The sequence below is a fragment of the Glycomyces endophyticus genome (assembly GCF_039531525.1).
Classification (GTDB): Bacteria; Actinomycetota; Actinomycetes; order Mycobacteriales; family Micromonosporaceae; genus Glycomyces; species Glycomyces endophyticus.
The window spans coordinates 176,863-190,784 of record NZ_BAAAQF010000004.1; the positions used below are offsets into that span (position 1 = coordinate 176,863).

12 protein-coding genes are annotated in these 13,922 nt (G+C 74.1%); 2 read left to right on the plus strand and 10 right to left on the minus strand.

Translation table 11 applies throughout. From position 1 onward, the window contains the following. Window positions 1-3: 3 nt before the first annotated feature. The 4 genes from gatA to ABD419_RS04010 form a co-directional block, all read right to left on the minus strand. Window positions 4-1,503 (minus strand): Asp-tRNA(Asn)/Glu-tRNA(Gln) amidotransferase subunit GatA, encoded by a 1,500-nt coding sequence (gatA, locus tag ABD419_RS03995; RefSeq protein WP_344482023.1) that lies wholly within the window; start codon window positions 1,501-1,503, stop codon window positions 4-6. After that, entirely contained in the window at window positions 1,503-1,802 is a 300-nt protein-coding gene (gene gatC / locus ABD419_RS04000) for an Asp-tRNA(Asn)/Glu-tRNA(Gln) amidotransferase subunit GatC (RefSeq protein WP_091054223.1), read from the minus strand. The genes gatA and gatC overlap by 1 nt, the downstream gene beginning before the upstream one ends. Before the next feature lie 364 nt (window positions 1,803-2,166). Beyond that, a complete protein-coding gene (locus ABD419_RS04005) occupies window positions 2,167-3,993 on the minus strand; it encodes an ABC transporter ATP-binding protein (RefSeq protein ID WP_344482030.1) in 1,827 nt (608 codons plus the stop codon). After that, window positions 3,990-5,741: an ABC transporter transmembrane domain-containing protein gene (locus ABD419_RS04010; RefSeq protein ID WP_344482033.1), complete on the minus strand. Its 1,752-nt coding sequence runs from the start codon at window positions 5,739-5,741 to the stop codon at window positions 3,990-3,992. Before ABD419_RS04010 ends, ABD419_RS04005 begins: the two co-directional genes overlap by 4 nt. Window positions 5,742-5,989: 248 nt before the next feature. Between ABD419_RS04010 and ABD419_RS04015 the strand changes: the two genes are divergently transcribed. Together ABD419_RS04015 and ABD419_RS04020 are read left to right on the plus strand one after the other, a co-directional pair. After that, window positions 5,990-6,577 carry an alpha/beta fold hydrolase gene (locus ABD419_RS04015; RefSeq protein ID WP_344482035.1) on the plus strand — a complete coding sequence of 196 codons (588 nt, stop codon included), beginning with the start codon at window positions 5,990-5,992 and terminating at the stop codon, window positions 6,575-6,577. 194 nt (window positions 6,578-6,771) lie between these two features. Beyond that, window positions 6,772-7,650, plus strand: coding sequence for a peptidoglycan-binding protein (locus tag ABD419_RS04020; RefSeq protein WP_344482037.1), 879 nt, complete (start codon window positions 6,772-6,774; stop codon window positions 7,648-7,650). A gap of 62 nt (window positions 7,651-7,712) precedes the next feature. Here the strand turns inward: ABD419_RS04020 and ABD419_RS04025 are convergent, their stop codons facing one another. The 6 genes from ABD419_RS04025 to ABD419_RS04050 form a co-directional block, all read right to left on the minus strand. Then, window positions 7,713-8,864, minus strand: coding sequence for a response regulator (locus ABD419_RS04025; RefSeq protein WP_344482040.1), 1,152 nt, complete (start codon window positions 8,862-8,864; stop codon window positions 7,713-7,715). Window positions 8,865-8,945: 81 nt separating this feature from the next. Next, entirely contained in the window at window positions 8,946-9,743 is a 798-nt protein-coding gene (gene erm, locus ABD419_RS04030) for a 23S ribosomal RNA methyltransferase Erm (RefSeq protein WP_344482041.1), read from the minus strand. Between the two features lie 245 nt (window positions 9,744-9,988). Then, window positions 9,989-11,503, minus strand: coding sequence for a sodium/solute symporter (locus tag ABD419_RS04035; protein ID WP_344483421.1), 1,515 nt, complete (start codon window positions 11,501-11,503; stop codon window positions 9,989-9,991). Then, the gene (locus ABD419_RS04040; RefSeq protein WP_344482042.1) at window positions 11,500-11,979 is read right to left on the minus strand and encodes a hypothetical protein; all 480 of its coding nucleotides are present in this window, start codon (window positions 11,977-11,979) and stop codon (window positions 11,500-11,502) included. Before ABD419_RS04040 ends, ABD419_RS04035 begins: the two co-directional genes overlap by 4 nt. After that, window positions 11,979-12,722 carry a LytR/AlgR family response regulator transcription factor gene (locus tag ABD419_RS04045; RefSeq protein ID WP_344482044.1) on the minus strand — a complete coding sequence of 248 codons (744 nt, stop codon included), beginning with the start codon at window positions 12,720-12,722 and terminating at the stop codon, window positions 11,979-11,981. The genes ABD419_RS04040 and ABD419_RS04045 overlap by 1 nt, the downstream gene beginning before the upstream one ends. A 46-nt stretch (window positions 12,723-12,768) precedes the next feature. After that, window positions 12,769-13,764, minus strand: coding sequence for a sensor histidine kinase (locus ABD419_RS04050; RefSeq protein ID WP_344483424.1), 996 nt, complete (start codon window positions 13,762-13,764; stop codon window positions 12,769-12,771). Window positions 13,765-13,922: the final 158 nt, after the last annotated feature.

Consider the following 13,922-nt stretch of genomic DNA (forward strand, 5'->3'; position numbering starts at 1 on the left):
TGCCTAGTTCCCTTCGATCTCGGGCGCGGTGTCGGCGAGGAGGACGTCCTGGGTGGACTCCAGGGCGGCCGCGACGCGGTAGGTGATGTCGTCGCCCAGGACCGGGCCCATGACCTGGAGTCCGACGGGCATGCCCTCGGAGAGGCCGACGGGGACGGAGACGCCGGGGCCGCCGTACATGTTCGTCGGGATCGTGTAGAGGTCGGCGAGGTACATCTGGTACGGGTCGCCGGTGCGGGCGCCGAACTCGAAGGCGATGAACGGCGTGGTCGGGCTGATGATGGCGTCGACCTGCGTGAAGGCCTTCTCGAAGTCCTGCTTTATGAGCGTGCGGACCTTCTGGGCCTTGCCGTAGAACGCGTCGACGTACCCGGCGCTGAGCGCGTAGGTGCCGAGGATGATGCGGCGCTTGACCTCCGGGCCGAAGCCGGCCTCGCGGGTGAGGCTCATGACCTCTTCGAGGGAGTGCTGCCCGTCGTCGCCGGCGCGGAGGCCGTAGCGGACGCCGTCGTAGCGGGCCAGGTTCGAGGAGGCCTCGGACGGGGCGATGAGGTAGTACGTCGGCAGCGCGTACGTGAAGGACGGGCAGGAGACCTCGACGATCTCGGCGCCGAGCTTCGCGAGCTGGTCGACGGACTGGCGGAACGCCTCCACGACGCCGGGCTCGGCGTCGCCGTAGGTCGACTCGAACTCGCGGACCACGCCGAGTTTGACGCCGGTGAGGTCGCCGTTGGCGCCGCGGCGGGCGGCCTCGACGACGGGCGGGACGGGCGCGTCGATGGAGGTCGAGTCGCGCGGGTCGTAGCCGGAGATGGCCTCGTGCAGGAGCGCGCCGTCGAGGGCGTTGCGGGACACCGGTCCCGGGGTGTCGAGCGACGAGGAGAAGGCGATGAGCCCGTAGCGGGAGTTGCCGCCGTAGGTGGGCTTGGCGCCGAAGGTGCCGGTGACGGCGCCGGGCTGGCGGATGGAGCCGCCGGTGTCGGTGCCGATGGCGAGCGGGGCCATCTTCGCGGCGACCGCGGCGGCGGAGCCGCCCCCGGAGCCGCCGGGGATGCGCCCAGTGTCCCACGGGTTCAGGGTCCTGAAGTAGGCCGAGTACTCGGTGGAGGAGCCCATGGCGAACTCGTCCATGTTGGTCTTGCCGAGGATCGGCATCCTCGCGGCCTTGATGCGCTCGACGATGGTCGCGTCGTAGGGCGGGATCCAGCCTTCGAGGATCTTGGAGGCCGCGGTGGTCGGGAGGCCCTTGGTGACCACGACGTCCTTGACGGCGATCGGCACGCCGGCGAGCGGGCCGAGGTCCTCCCCTGCGGCGACGGCGGCGTCGACCTCGGCCGCGGTGGCGAGCGCGCCGTCGCGGTCGACGTGCAGGAACGCCTTGATCGTGCCGTCCACGGCGGCGATGCGGTCGAGGAACGCGGTGGTGACCTCGACGGAGGTGAGGCGGCCCTCGCGGATGTCCGCGCCCAGTTCGGCGGCGGTGCGGTCGATGATGCGGGACATCAGGCCTCCTCGTCCAGGATGCGCGGGACGCGGAAGCGGTCCTCGGCGGTGTCGGGGCCGCCGGCGAGGACGGCGTCGCGGGGCAGGGACGGCTGGGGCTGGTCTTCCCGGAACACGTTCACCAGCGGCACCGCGTGCGAGGTCGGCTGGACGCCGTCCGTGTCCACTTCGGCGAGCGTCTTCATCGACTGGAGGATGACGTCGAGCTGGCCGGCGAAGGCGTCGAGCTCGTCATCGGTGACCTCGAGGCGGGCGAGCCGCGCCAGGTGCGCGACTTCCTCGCGTGAAATCGTACTCACGACAGGTGTTTCCTAACGGTTACTAGCTGCGGGAAGACCTGTCGAGTCTAGGCCGTGCGCGGCGGCGGCCCGAGGCGGGCACGGCGCGTGCGGGGGTGAGTCATACCGCGGCGGCGGGGCGGGCTGCCGGGGGTGTGACGAACGGGTCGCGAAAAGGGCTTGCCAGGGATCGAGCAGGGTGGATTCCCACCCCTAGCCACGGCGAATGTGACGTGATACTCTCTCGGTACTGGTTCGGAACGGGTTTCCTGGTTTCCTTTCTGTTTCCTTGCTAAGAACGAGTCGGTGGGTGTTCCGACTTGTGGTGGTGTTCTCGAGCCAGTATCGGGCCCCGGGCGAAAGTCCGGGGCCCATTCTCGTTGTCTCAGACCGGTTTCCCGGCCGCGGCGAAGTGGTCCTCGTCGGCGGCCTTCAGCCCTTCGGGCTCCCCGTGCCAGGCCCGCCAGAGCCCGGCGTAGTGGCCGTCGAGCGCGATGAGCTGGTCGTGGTCGCCGAGTTCGGCGACGCGGCCGTCCTCGACGACGGCGATGCGGTCGGCGTCGTGCGCGGTGTGGAGCCGGTGGGCGATCGCGATGACGGTGCGGCCCTCCAGGACCGCGGCGAGCGCGCGCTCGGTGTCGCGGGCGGCGCGGGGGTCGAGCATCGCGGTGGCCTCGTCGAGGATCACGACGTCGGGGTCGGCCAGGATGATCCGCGCGAGGGCGATCTGCTGCGCGGAGGCGGCGTCGAGCTCGCGGGCCTTGCCGCCGAGGGCGGTGTCGAGGCCTTCGGGGAGGTCGAAGGCCCAGTCGGCGCCGACGGCGGCGAGCGCGTCGAGGAGCTCCCGGTCGGCGGCGTCGGCCTTGGCGAGGATCAGGTTGTCGCGCAGAGACGCGGTGAAGACGTGGTGCTCCTGGGTGACGAGGGTGACGCGGCGGCGGCGCTCGTCGAGCGGGAGGGCGGCGACGTCGACGCCGCCGATGGTCGCGCGGCCCTCGCGGGGCGTGTCGGAGCCGGAGATGAGCCGCGCGAGGGTGGACTTGCCGGCGCCGGAGGGGCCGACGACGGCGAGGCGCTGGCCCGCGGGGACGCTGAGTGTCACGCCGTGGAGCACGTCGCGGGTGCCGGACGGGTAGGCGTACCGCACGTCGGTGAGGTCGACGGTGCCGTCGACGGGCAGGTCGGTCGTGGCGCCCGCCTCGGTGTCCTCGGCTTCGGCGACGCCTTCGATGCGGGACATGGCCGCGAAGCCGCGCTGGACCTTCTCGACCCACATGAGGATGTGGTCGATGGGGAACATGATCTGGCGGGTGAGGACCGCGCAGGAGGCGACGGTGCCGAGGGTGACGGCGCCGTCGAAGTAGAGCGCGCCGCCGACGAGGAGGACCGCGGCGGTGGGCAGCGCGTACGAGCCGTCGAGGAACGGGAAGAAGACGCTGCGCAGGTAGAGGGTGTAGCGGGCGGCGCCCCAGTGGCGGGCGACGGTGGCGTCGCCGGCACTGTCGCGCATCGGGCCGAGGCGGTAGGCCTCGGTGGTGCGGGCGCCGTCGGCGGAGGCGCCGATGGTGTCGCCGATGGCGGACTCGGCCTGGCGCTCGTTGAGGTAGCCGGTGCGGGCGCGCTTGAGGTACCAGCGGGTGCCGATGAGCAGGCCGGGCGCGACGACGAGCATGCACAGGCCGAGCACGGGGCTGGCCCAGACCATCGCGGCGAGGAAGACGACGACCTTGAGGACCGAGACGATGATCTGCGGGAGGCCGTCGCGGAAGAGCACGCCGGCCTCGGGGACGTCGGCGGAGGAGCGGGTCATGAGGTCGCCGGAGCCGGCCTGCTCGACGACGGGCATGGGCAGGCGCAGGGCGCGGTCGACGAACTCGACCCGCATGCGGGCCGAGAGGAGTTCGCCGAGGCGGTGGGAGACGAACGTGCCGGCCCAGGTGAAGGCCACGACGGCGACGATGGAGCCGACCAGGCCGAGGGCGAGGCGGTCGATCGCGGCGGTCCCGGAGCCGGTGGTGAGCTGGTCGAGCATCTCGCCGAGGAGGAGCGGCGCGACCGCGGCGGCGACGGCCGCGACCAGGTGGAGGCCGACGGCGACGGCGGCGCGGCGCCGCTCGGACAGGAGCAGGCGCATGAAGGCGCGGCGGACCGCGGGGGTGTCGGCCACGGGCAGCTGGCCGGTCGCGGGGCGGTCGGGTGCGGTGGTGCTCATGCGTCCTCCCGGGAGACGAGTGCGCGGTAGTCGGGGTGCTCGGCGGCCAGCTCGTGGTGGGTGCCGGTGGCGATGACCCTGCCGCTCTGGACGAACGCGACCCGGTCGGCGCGGCCGAGCCACAGCGGCGAGGTGGTGGCGACCGCGGTGGCGAGGCCGGCGCGGGTCTCGGCGAGGCGGTCGACGATGCGGGCCTCAGTGTGGGAGTCGACCGCGGAGGTCGGCTCGTGGAGCAGGAGGGCCTCGGGGGCGGCGGCGACGGCGCGGGCCAGGCGCAGGCGCTGGCGCTGGCCGCCGGAGAGGGTGCGGGCCTGGTTGTCGAGCTCGGAGTCGAGGCCGTTCGGGAGGGATTCGACGACGTCGGCGGCGGAGGCGGCCTCGATCGCGGCCGCGACGCGGTCCCGGCCGTCGCGGGCGGCGATCGCGGTGGCGAGGGTGCCGGCGAAGAGGTAGGCGTCGTGCTCGGCGACGAGGACGCGGCGGCGCAGCTCGTCGCGGTCGACGACGGCGACGGGGACGCCGCCGAAGCGGGCCTCGGACTCGGCGTACCCGCCGAGGCGCTCGAAGACGCGGGCGACCTGCTCGGAGTCGGACGAGGCGACGGCGAGGAGCTCGCCGCCCTCGACGGTGAGGCCGGAGTCGGGGTCGTGGAGCTCGGCGCCGGCGGCGGGGCCGGGGAGGATCCCGGCGGGCGTCTCGCGTTCAGGAGAGTTCAGCAGTTCGCAGACCTTCCCGGCGGCGACGCGGCCCTCGATGATCCGGTAGGTGCAGCCGATGAGCCAGTGGACGGGCAGCAGCAGGGCGCTGGTGTAGCCGAAGGCGGCGACCATCTGGCCGGGGGTGAGGTCGCCGGCGGCGACCTGGCGGGCGGCGATCCAGATGACGACGCCGAGGAGGACCGCGGGCGTGCCTTCGCCGAGGGCGTTGAGCCACGCCTGCGGGGCGGCGACCTTGTACCCGGCTTCGCGCAGGGCCTCGGAGTCCTTGCGGTAGGACGCGGTGAAGCGGGCCTCGCCGCCGATGCCGCGCAGGACCCGCAGGCCCGAGACGATGTCGGAGGCGCGGTCGGTGATGTCGCCGACGCGCTCGCGGTAGGCCTCCTGGCGGTCCTGGAGCTTGTTGAGGACCGGGCCGGTGACGAGGCCGACGGCGAAGACGCCGATGAAGATGGTGAGGCCGAGGGCGACCGAGGTGTTGAACAGGAGCACGCCGACGGCGACGAGGCCGATGAGGCACCCGGCCGTGGGCGAGAGGGAGTCGACGGCCCAGGAGATCCGGTTGATGTCGGTGGCGCCGACCGAGACGACCTCGCCGAGGGTGAGCTTCCGGCGCAGGTCGTCGCCGAGGCGGTTGACCTTGCGGGTGGCGAGCTGGAGCGTGCGGTAGGAGGCGTCCATGCGCCAGTACACGGTGAGGCGGTGGGACCAGACGATCATGGCGGCGGTGGCGAAGCCGGCGAGGACCATGCCGGAGGACCAGAAGGCCAGTGCGCCCCAGTCGCGTTCGCGCAGGCCGTGGTCGACGGCGCCGGTGAGGAAGTACGGCAGGACCGGGAGCGAGCCGAGGGCGAGGCCGGAGGTGACGAGCGCGCTGATCGCGAGGCCCTTGTTGCGGGAGGCGAGCCAGGCGAGCAGTCGCCAGGGGGTCTGCGGGGGCCCCTGGGGGCCGGCCGCGGGAGGGTCGCCGCGGGTGCCGTCCGGGCGCAGCGGATCGGGGAGGGGGAATTCGGGGGCGCGGAGGAACCTCACTTGCCGAGCGTAAAGGGAGGGTGCGACAACGGCAATCGATTAAGCCGTGACCCCGGTCCTGTACTGCGGCGGCGGAGGAGGCGGGCGGCTCCGGCGGGCCCGCGCCGGTATGCGCATCGATCACATCATTCGGTGCGCGGTAATACTTGTCGCCTCACGTTGCGCATTCGGGTCCGAACCCCCTCGAATGCGATGCACTACGCTGGCCGCCGACGCATCCCGCCGCCCTCCCCGACTGGAGCCTCCCCTTGCCGACGCTGCACTTCCAAGACCTGCTGCGCCAACCCGATCCCGAGTGGACCGGCGAACGATGGGGGGCCGGCGGCCGCCCCGTCCTGCTGCTGACCGAGAGCGGCGACGACCGCTCGGCCTGGTGGCCGGTGGCGGCGCGGCTGGCCGAGGGCCTGTCGGTGGCGGTGCTGGACCTGCCGGAGGCGGGGCGGGTCGGCGACCTGGCGGCGTCGCTGGCGCGGTTCACGGCGGAGCTGGGGACGCGGGCGCCGGTGGTCGTCGGGCACGGGCGGGCCGCCGTCGTGGCGTCGCTGTTCGCGGTCCGGTACGCGGCGCACGGGGTGGTGGCGGTGGAGCGGGCGCTCGACGAGCCGGGCGGCGACGACGACACCGCGGCGGCGCTGGAGGAGGTCGTGGCGGGACCGCGCCGGATCCGCTGCGGGTTCCTGGCGGTGTTCGGGTCGGCGCCGCGGCCGGGCTACGCGGCGTGGCTCGGCGAGCGGGTCCCGGGCGCGGCGTGCGCGGTGTACGGGACCGGGGACCGGTTCCCGCATCTGCGCGAGCCGGAGCGGTTCATCGGGGACGTGGCCCCGCTGGCGAGGTGAGCGCGTCCGCATGACGCGGTGCGACCGTTCGGAACCGGTCACTTGGAGTTTTATTTCATCGGAGAGCTTCTCAACGAAGAAAAACTCCGCTATGGTCTGAATCACGATTCAAGCTTCAACCCCGAACGATCCCCGCTCCGTCCGCGGCGGCCATCGGCACCGTCGCACCAGGAATTCCGAAGGGACGCAATCGCATGACCCACCAAGAAGCGCACCTCCCCCGCTCCCGGCGCTGGGTGCTCTCCCGGACGCTGATGATCGGCGGCGCCGTCACCGCCGCCGCCGTCCCGTCCGTGTTCGCCCTCCAGTCGGCGAGTGCTGCCGCTTCGGTCGACATGGAGCTCGTGCTCGTGGCCGCGATGGTCGACCCCCAGAAGTCCGGCACCGGCACCACGCTCAACGCGGCGGCGTCGGTGAAGGCCGTCGAGCAGGCGCTCGACGCGAAGAACCACCTCTCGGCCACCTATGTGGACGGGCACTACGGCAGCACCACCATCACCGCCTACTCCGCGTGGCAGAAGTCCCTCGGCTACACCGGCATCGACGCCAACGGCATCCCCGGGCCGACCTCCCTCGTGAAGCTCGGCTCCGACACCGGCGTGTACTCCGTGACCCGCCAGGTCAGCATCGGGTCGAACGCGGACTCCTACGGCGGCAGGCGGGTCAACACCCGCACCAAGAACATGCTGGCCGCCGCCGACGGGAAGCTCTCCTGGAGCCTCGCCCTGACGCAGGGGTCCTACACCACCGGCAACCCCAGCTCGGCCGGCACGCACGACGGCGGCGGGGTGGTCGACGTCAGCGTCAGCGGCATGACCGCCACGCAGCGCTGGCAGACCGTCAAGGCCCTCCGCGACGTCGGCTTCGCGGCCTGGCTGCGCACCCCCGAACAGGGCTTCAGCTACCACATCCACGCGAACGCGGTCGGCGACACCGACATGGTGGCCGTCGCCCGCGCGCAGGTCCACGACTACTTCTACGGCAAGAACGGGCTCGCGAGCCACGCCGCCGACAACACCCCCAGCGCCTACAAGGGTTCGTTCACCTGGTGGGAGCAGTACAAGCGGAGCTGACAAGGCTCGAAACGAAAGACCGGCGGGCGGGGCCACACGACGGCCCCGCCCGCCGCTTCGCGTCAGCGGCCCCGGAGCCGGTCGATCCAGGAGGAGCCGCCGCTCGGGGCGAGCCGGCTGCGGCGGGTGCCGACCAGGTCGACCACGGTGTCCACCAGCTCCTCGGGGCTGTTGGTGGCGACGGCGGCGCGGGGGTGGACGGTGGTGCGGGCCGCCTGGAGGCTCGTGAAGACCGCCGCGGGCGTGGGGACGCCGGCCGCGACCATCCGGTCGAGGAGGTCGACGCCCGCGTGCTCGCCGCCCGGGTCGGCCTGGCGGCCCATGTCGGTGATGACGAGGTCGTACGAGCGGTTGTCCAGGGCGCGCATGGCCTCGTCGGTGGAGGCGGCCGAGTCGACGGTGATCCCGGCGGTGCGGAACAGCCGCACGAGCGGCGCGTTCCACTCCGGGTGGTCGTCCACCCAGAGGATCGCGCCGCCGTTGAGCAGGTCCGCGGCGAGCGCGAGGCGGGTGGCCGCGCGGCGGCCGCGCTGCGCGTCGGCGGCCGAGTACGCCGCCTGCTGGTACGGCAGCGGCGGCACGGAGGCGTAGGCGCCGCGCCCGCCCGGGGGCGGCGCGTAGTAGGTGGTGGTCGGCGGCGGGGCGAACTGGTAGGGCGGGATCTCCGGGGTCCCTTGGCGCGGCTCGGTCAGCGGCCCCGCGGGCTGGTCGCCGTTCGCGTTGGCGCCGGCGCCGTCCGCGGGCTCGTCGGCGGGCGGGGTGTTCGGGGGGCGGAGCCGGGCGGGCTCGGTCTGGAACGGCGGGTCCTCGGCGTCCTCATCGGCGGGCGGCGATCCGGCCGCGTCGCCGACCGGGACGAGGCCGCCGGGGGCGTCGCCGTAGGGGCCGGCGGGCCGGCGCTCGGCGGTGCCGGTGAAGGGGTTGTCGAAGGGCGCGGGGCGCAGCTCCGGGGCGGGGCCGACCGGCGCGGGGAACGGGGCCGGGATCTGCCACGGCGGCGGCGGTTCCAGCGCGGGCTCGGCGCCGCGCACGGTGGCGGCCTCGATGGCCTGCTGCGCGAGTTCGACCGTGACCCAGGGGGTCTCGACCTTCGTCATGCGGGGCGCCTGCTGGGAGAAGATGCGCTTGGCGACCGCCAGCGCGATGAAGCCGAACCCGATCCAGAGGAAGGCGGGGAGGATCTTGATCAGCTCGATCCAGATGGCTTCGCTCATGCAGGGCTCCAAGGGAGGGGGGACCGGGCCGGGCGACTCCACCTTAAACGGCCGGAGCAACCGTCCCGGTCCCACCGTCCTCTATCGGGTGAGGGCGTCGTAGAGGGCGATCCACCGGTCCGGCGGGACGAGGCCGACCGGCGCGTCCTTGGCGATGCCGGCCTCGGCGCAGGCGCGGGCGGCGGCCCGGGCGGGAACGGCCTGGCGGAGGGACGCGGCGAGGGAGCCGCCGACGCCGCTGAAGCCGAGGGCGACCATGTCGCGGTAGTCGGCGAGGACGCGGCCCGGCAGGAGCGGTTCCGGGCGGCGGCGCAGGTGGAGGACGGCGGCGTCGACCTTGGGGACGGGCCGGAACTGCTCGCGGCCGATGCGGAGGCCGAGGGCGAGTTCGTGCTCGGGCCAGGCGTCGACGGCGAGCTTGGACCAGCGGCCGTAGTCGCCGGTGTGCTTGCGGGCGTACTCGCGCTGGACGACGAGGGCCGCGGTGGTGAGCGAGCGGGCGCCGAGGCACCAGCGCACGATGTCGGTGGTGATCGCGAAGGGCACGTTGGCGACCACGCGGAACGGCTCGTGCGGCGGGCGGGCGTCGCGGAAGTCGCCGGTGTGGAGCCGGAAGTGCTCGCGGTGGCCGAAGCGGGAGCGGAGGCGCTCGGCGAAGTGGCGGTCCTTCTCGTAGGCGACGACGCGGCGGGCGCGGTCGAGCAGCGGGCCGGTGAGCATGCCGCCGCCGGGGCCGACCTCGACGACGAGGTCGTCGGGGCCGACGTCGGCGGCGAGGCGGCGGGCGAGGTGCGGGTCGGCGAGGAAGTTCTGGGACAGGCGCTTGCGGTCGGAGCCGGGGCGGGGCTCGCGGGCGCGCGGAAACTGGCTGCGGGACATGGGAATCCTCCATGCGGAACGGTCGAATCGGAACGGTCGATTCGCCTAGACCGCGCAGCGGCGCAGCGGTGCGCTGAGGGCACCGTCGGGGACCGGCGGAGGCCGGGACGTGCGCGTGCGGGGCCTAGGCCGCCGCGCGCAGCCGAATGAAGCAGCTCGGACCGGACGCGGCGCACGCGTTCGGTCCAGGGGATCCGTACATGGCGGCCAGGGTACTGGAGGGGCCCGGCGGTGTCGAGCGGTTTTCAGCGGGCGCCGTCGCGGCCCCTGGTGCGGATGGGGCCGGTGTCGCCGGTGGAGTAGCGGCCGGGCACGTGGAGGCGGAGGACGGCCTCGCCGGCCCAGTCGGGGACCGAGCGGGGGCGGGAGGCGGCGGCCATGATGGCGAACGCCAGCGGGACCGTCCACAGTGCCGGCTGGGCGAGCAGGATCGACCAGGTGCCGGGCGGGAGGTCGAGGACGACGGAGGCCAGCGCCGCGCCGGTGGAGGAGGCGGCGCCGACCAGGAGCCCGGCGGTGGCGCCGGTGGCGGTGAGGCCGCGCCACCAGATGCCGAGGGTGAGCAGGGGGCAGAAGGTGGAGGCGGCGACGGCGAAGGCCCAGCCGACGAGGACGTTGATGTCGACGTCGGCGGCGGGGAGCGAGAGGACCACGGCGAGGGCGGTGCCGACGACGACCCCCATGCGCAGCTTGGAGAGCGAGCCGCCGAACAGGTCGTGCGAGAGGCCGCCGGCGAGCGCGAGGAGCAGGCCGGAGGACGTGGACAGGAAGGCCGCGAAGGCGCCCGCGGCGACGAGCGCGGTGAGGACGGCGCCGACGGTGCCGGGCGCGATGGCCTCGGGGACGAGCACGGGGACCACGTCGGTCTCCTCGGGGTCGGGCACGACCACGCGGCCGAGGAGCCCGTAGACGACCGGGAAGAGGTAGAAGAGGCTGAGGAGGACGATCACGGAGACGGCGACGCGGCGGGCCGCGCGGGCGCCGGCGACGGTGTGGAAGCGCATGACGACGTGCGGGAGTCCCATGGCGCCCAAGGTGGTCGCGGTCAGGACGGACACGGTGGCGAGCACGGAGTGGCCCGAGCCGTCGAGGTCGAGGAGGGGCCGGGCCCAGTCGGGGTCGGGGCCGGTGGTGGCGAGCGCGGCCTCGCGGCGGTCGGCGCCGGCGAGGACGACGAGGGCGACGGCGGGGCCGGCGATGAACGCGAGCTTCACGAGGTAGTGGAAGGCCTGCACGTAGGTGGCCGAGCGCATCCCGCCGACGGCGATGGTGGAGGAGACCACGAGTCCGGCGCCGATGACGCCGATCCAGTAGGGGATGCCGGAGACGAGTTCGAGCACCACGCCGGCGGCCTTGAACTGCGGCAGCAGGTACAGCAGCATGATGACGAGGACGACGAGCCCGCACATGCGGCGGATGCGCGGCGAGCCGAGGCGGTACTCGGCGAAGTCGGGGACGGTGTACGCGCCGCTGCGGCGCATCGGCCCGGCGACGAGGGCCGCGACGAGCACGTACCCGGCGGTGAAGCCGACGGCGTACCACATCGCGCCGACGCCGTTCTTGACGAGCAGGCCCGCGAGGCCGAGGACCGATGCGGCCGAGACGTACTCGCCTGCGATCGCGAGGGCGTTCCAGCCGGGCACGATCGAGCGGGACGCGACCAGGAAGTCCGGTGTGGAGCGGGCGGCGCGCACGCCCCAGACGCCGATGACGACCGAGGCGACGAGCACCAGGGTGATCGAGGCGAGGCCGAGCATCAGGGGCCGCCCGGGGTGTCGGCGGCGTGGTCGTCGGGCGCGCGGTGGCCTAGGGCGTGGCTGTCGGTGGCGCGGCCGCCGGGGGCGCGGTGGCCTAGGGCGTGGCTGTCGGTGGCGCGGTCGTCGGGGGCGCGGTCTCCGGCGGCGTGGTCGTCCTCGACGCGTTCGGCGCGGCGCACGTGGAGGGCCGCGAGCGCGAGGAGCACCGGGTAGGGCGCGAAGAACAGGACGGCCCAGCCGAGGCGGCCGGGCACGAGGGCGGCCGCGGCGAGCAGGGCGGCGAGGGCGGCGAGGAGGGAGGCGGCGGTGCGGGCGGCGAGGCGGCGCTGTCGGCGCAGGGCGCGTTCGGCGGCCTCGATGTCGATGGCGGTCAAGGGCATCGGGGGCCGGCCGGCGAGGTGGCTCAGGCGCCCCATGGCGTCCGCCCCGCGGCGCTGCGCGAGGCGGGTCTGGGGGCTGGTGACGCGGACCCGCTGCATCACCGGTCCCCGCGCACCGCTTGGAGGAGGCGTTCGCGCAGGAGCCGGGAGTGGCGGCGGCTCACGGGGACCTCGCCGGCGCCGGTGACGGCGACGAGTCCCGCGGTGGAGGTCACGCGCAGTTCGGTGATCGAGGCGAGGTTGACGAGGAAGGAGCGGTGGGCGCGCACGAACCCGGCCGCGTCCCAGACCTCTTCGAGGTAGGTGAGGGACTGGCGGAGCAGGTGCGAGTGCTGTCCTGAGTGGAGTCTGACGTAGTCGCCGTGGGCCTCGGCGTAGGCGATGTCGTCGCGGCGCACGAAGACGGTGCGCCCGGCGAGCTCCACCTGGACGACGGCGAGGTCGTCGGCCTTGTCCCCCGCCGGGGCCGGGCCGGTGCGGCGGCCGATGCGGGCGACGGCCTCGGCGAGGCGCTCGGGCCGGAAGGGCTTGAGCAGGTAGTCGACGGCGCCGAGGCCGAACGCCTCGACCGCGTGGTTGTCGTAGGCGGTGACGAACACGATCGCCGGGGGGTGCGAGAGCCGGCGCAGGATGCGGGCGACGTCGATGCCGGTGAGGCCGGGCATGGCGATGTCGAGGAACGCGGCGTCGAAGGTGCCCTCGCCGAGGAGGCGCACGGCCTCGTCGCCGCCGGCGGCGCACTGGACGTCGCCGACGCTGGGCTGCTCGGCGAGCTGCCCGGCGAGCTCGGCGCGGGTGGAGGACTCGTCCTCGACGACCAGGACGCGGAGCCCCGCGCTCATCGGCGCCCACTCCGGCGCGGGGAGGCGGTCGGGCGGGTGCGGAGGCTCATGCGTGGACTCCTCGGGCGTATCGGGGGATGCGGACGGTGGCCTTGGTGCCCGCGCCGGGGGCGGTGTCGAGCCACAGGCCGTACTCGGGACCGTAGACGGCCCGGAGGCGCTTGTCCACGTTCGCGAGGCCGATGCGGCCCGATCCGGCGCGGGAGCCGGTGAGGATCGCCTTGGCGACGTCGGGGTCCATGCCGTCGCCGTCGTCCTCGACCTCGATGACGCACAGCGGGCCCTCGGAGAAGCCGCGCACCGCGATGTGGCCGGTGCCGGGCTTGGTCTCGAAGCCGTGGCGGACGGCGTTCTCGACGATCGGCTGGACGACGAGGAACGGGATGGGCACGGGCAGGACCTCCGGGGCGATGCGCACGGTGATGTCGAGTCGGTCGTCGAAGCGGGCCCGCTGGAGCTCCAGGTAGGTCTGGACGGCGTGGAGCTCGTCGGCCACCGTCGCGAAGTCGCCGGTCCCCGCGAAGGAGTAGCGGAGGTAGTCGGAGAAGTCGGTGAGGAGCTCGCGGGCGCGCTCGGGGTCGGTGCGGGTGTGGGCGCTGATGGCGGCCAGCGCGTTGTGCATGAAGTGCGGCGAGATCTGGGCCCGGAGGGTGCGCAGGTCGGCCTCGGCGATGCGCTCGCGGGCCCGCACGAGGTCGGCGTGGTCGAGGGCGCGGGCGACGAGGTCGGCGGCCTCGGCGAGGTCGGCGTCGCTGACATCCCCCGAGACGAGCAGGCACCCGGCGAGGTCGCCGGAGACGACGAGCGGGGCGGCGCGCAGCGGCGGCGCGGTGACCGGTTCGAGGACGTCCAGGGTCTCCACCAGGAGCGCCTGGGCGGCGGCGGGGTCGAGGCTGCCGGCGACGGCGAGGAGCCTCTCGCAGTCGGCCAGCGCGACCGCGTCGGCCCCGAGGAGCCGGGCGAGGCGCCGGGCGGCCGCCTGCGGGCCCTTGCCGGTGAGCCCGTCGGCGAGGGCCTCGCCGATCTGGCGCGACAGCCGCAGTGCGGCGAGGGTCGCCGCGCTGCCGGTCCGCCGACGCTGGCGATGAGGGGATCGCGCGATCACCTTGCAACTGTAACGTGGCGCACATGTGGCGCCGTCCCGCGGATCGGCGGGACGGCGCCGGAGTGGCGGGGAGGGCCGCCCCGGCCCTCCCCGCC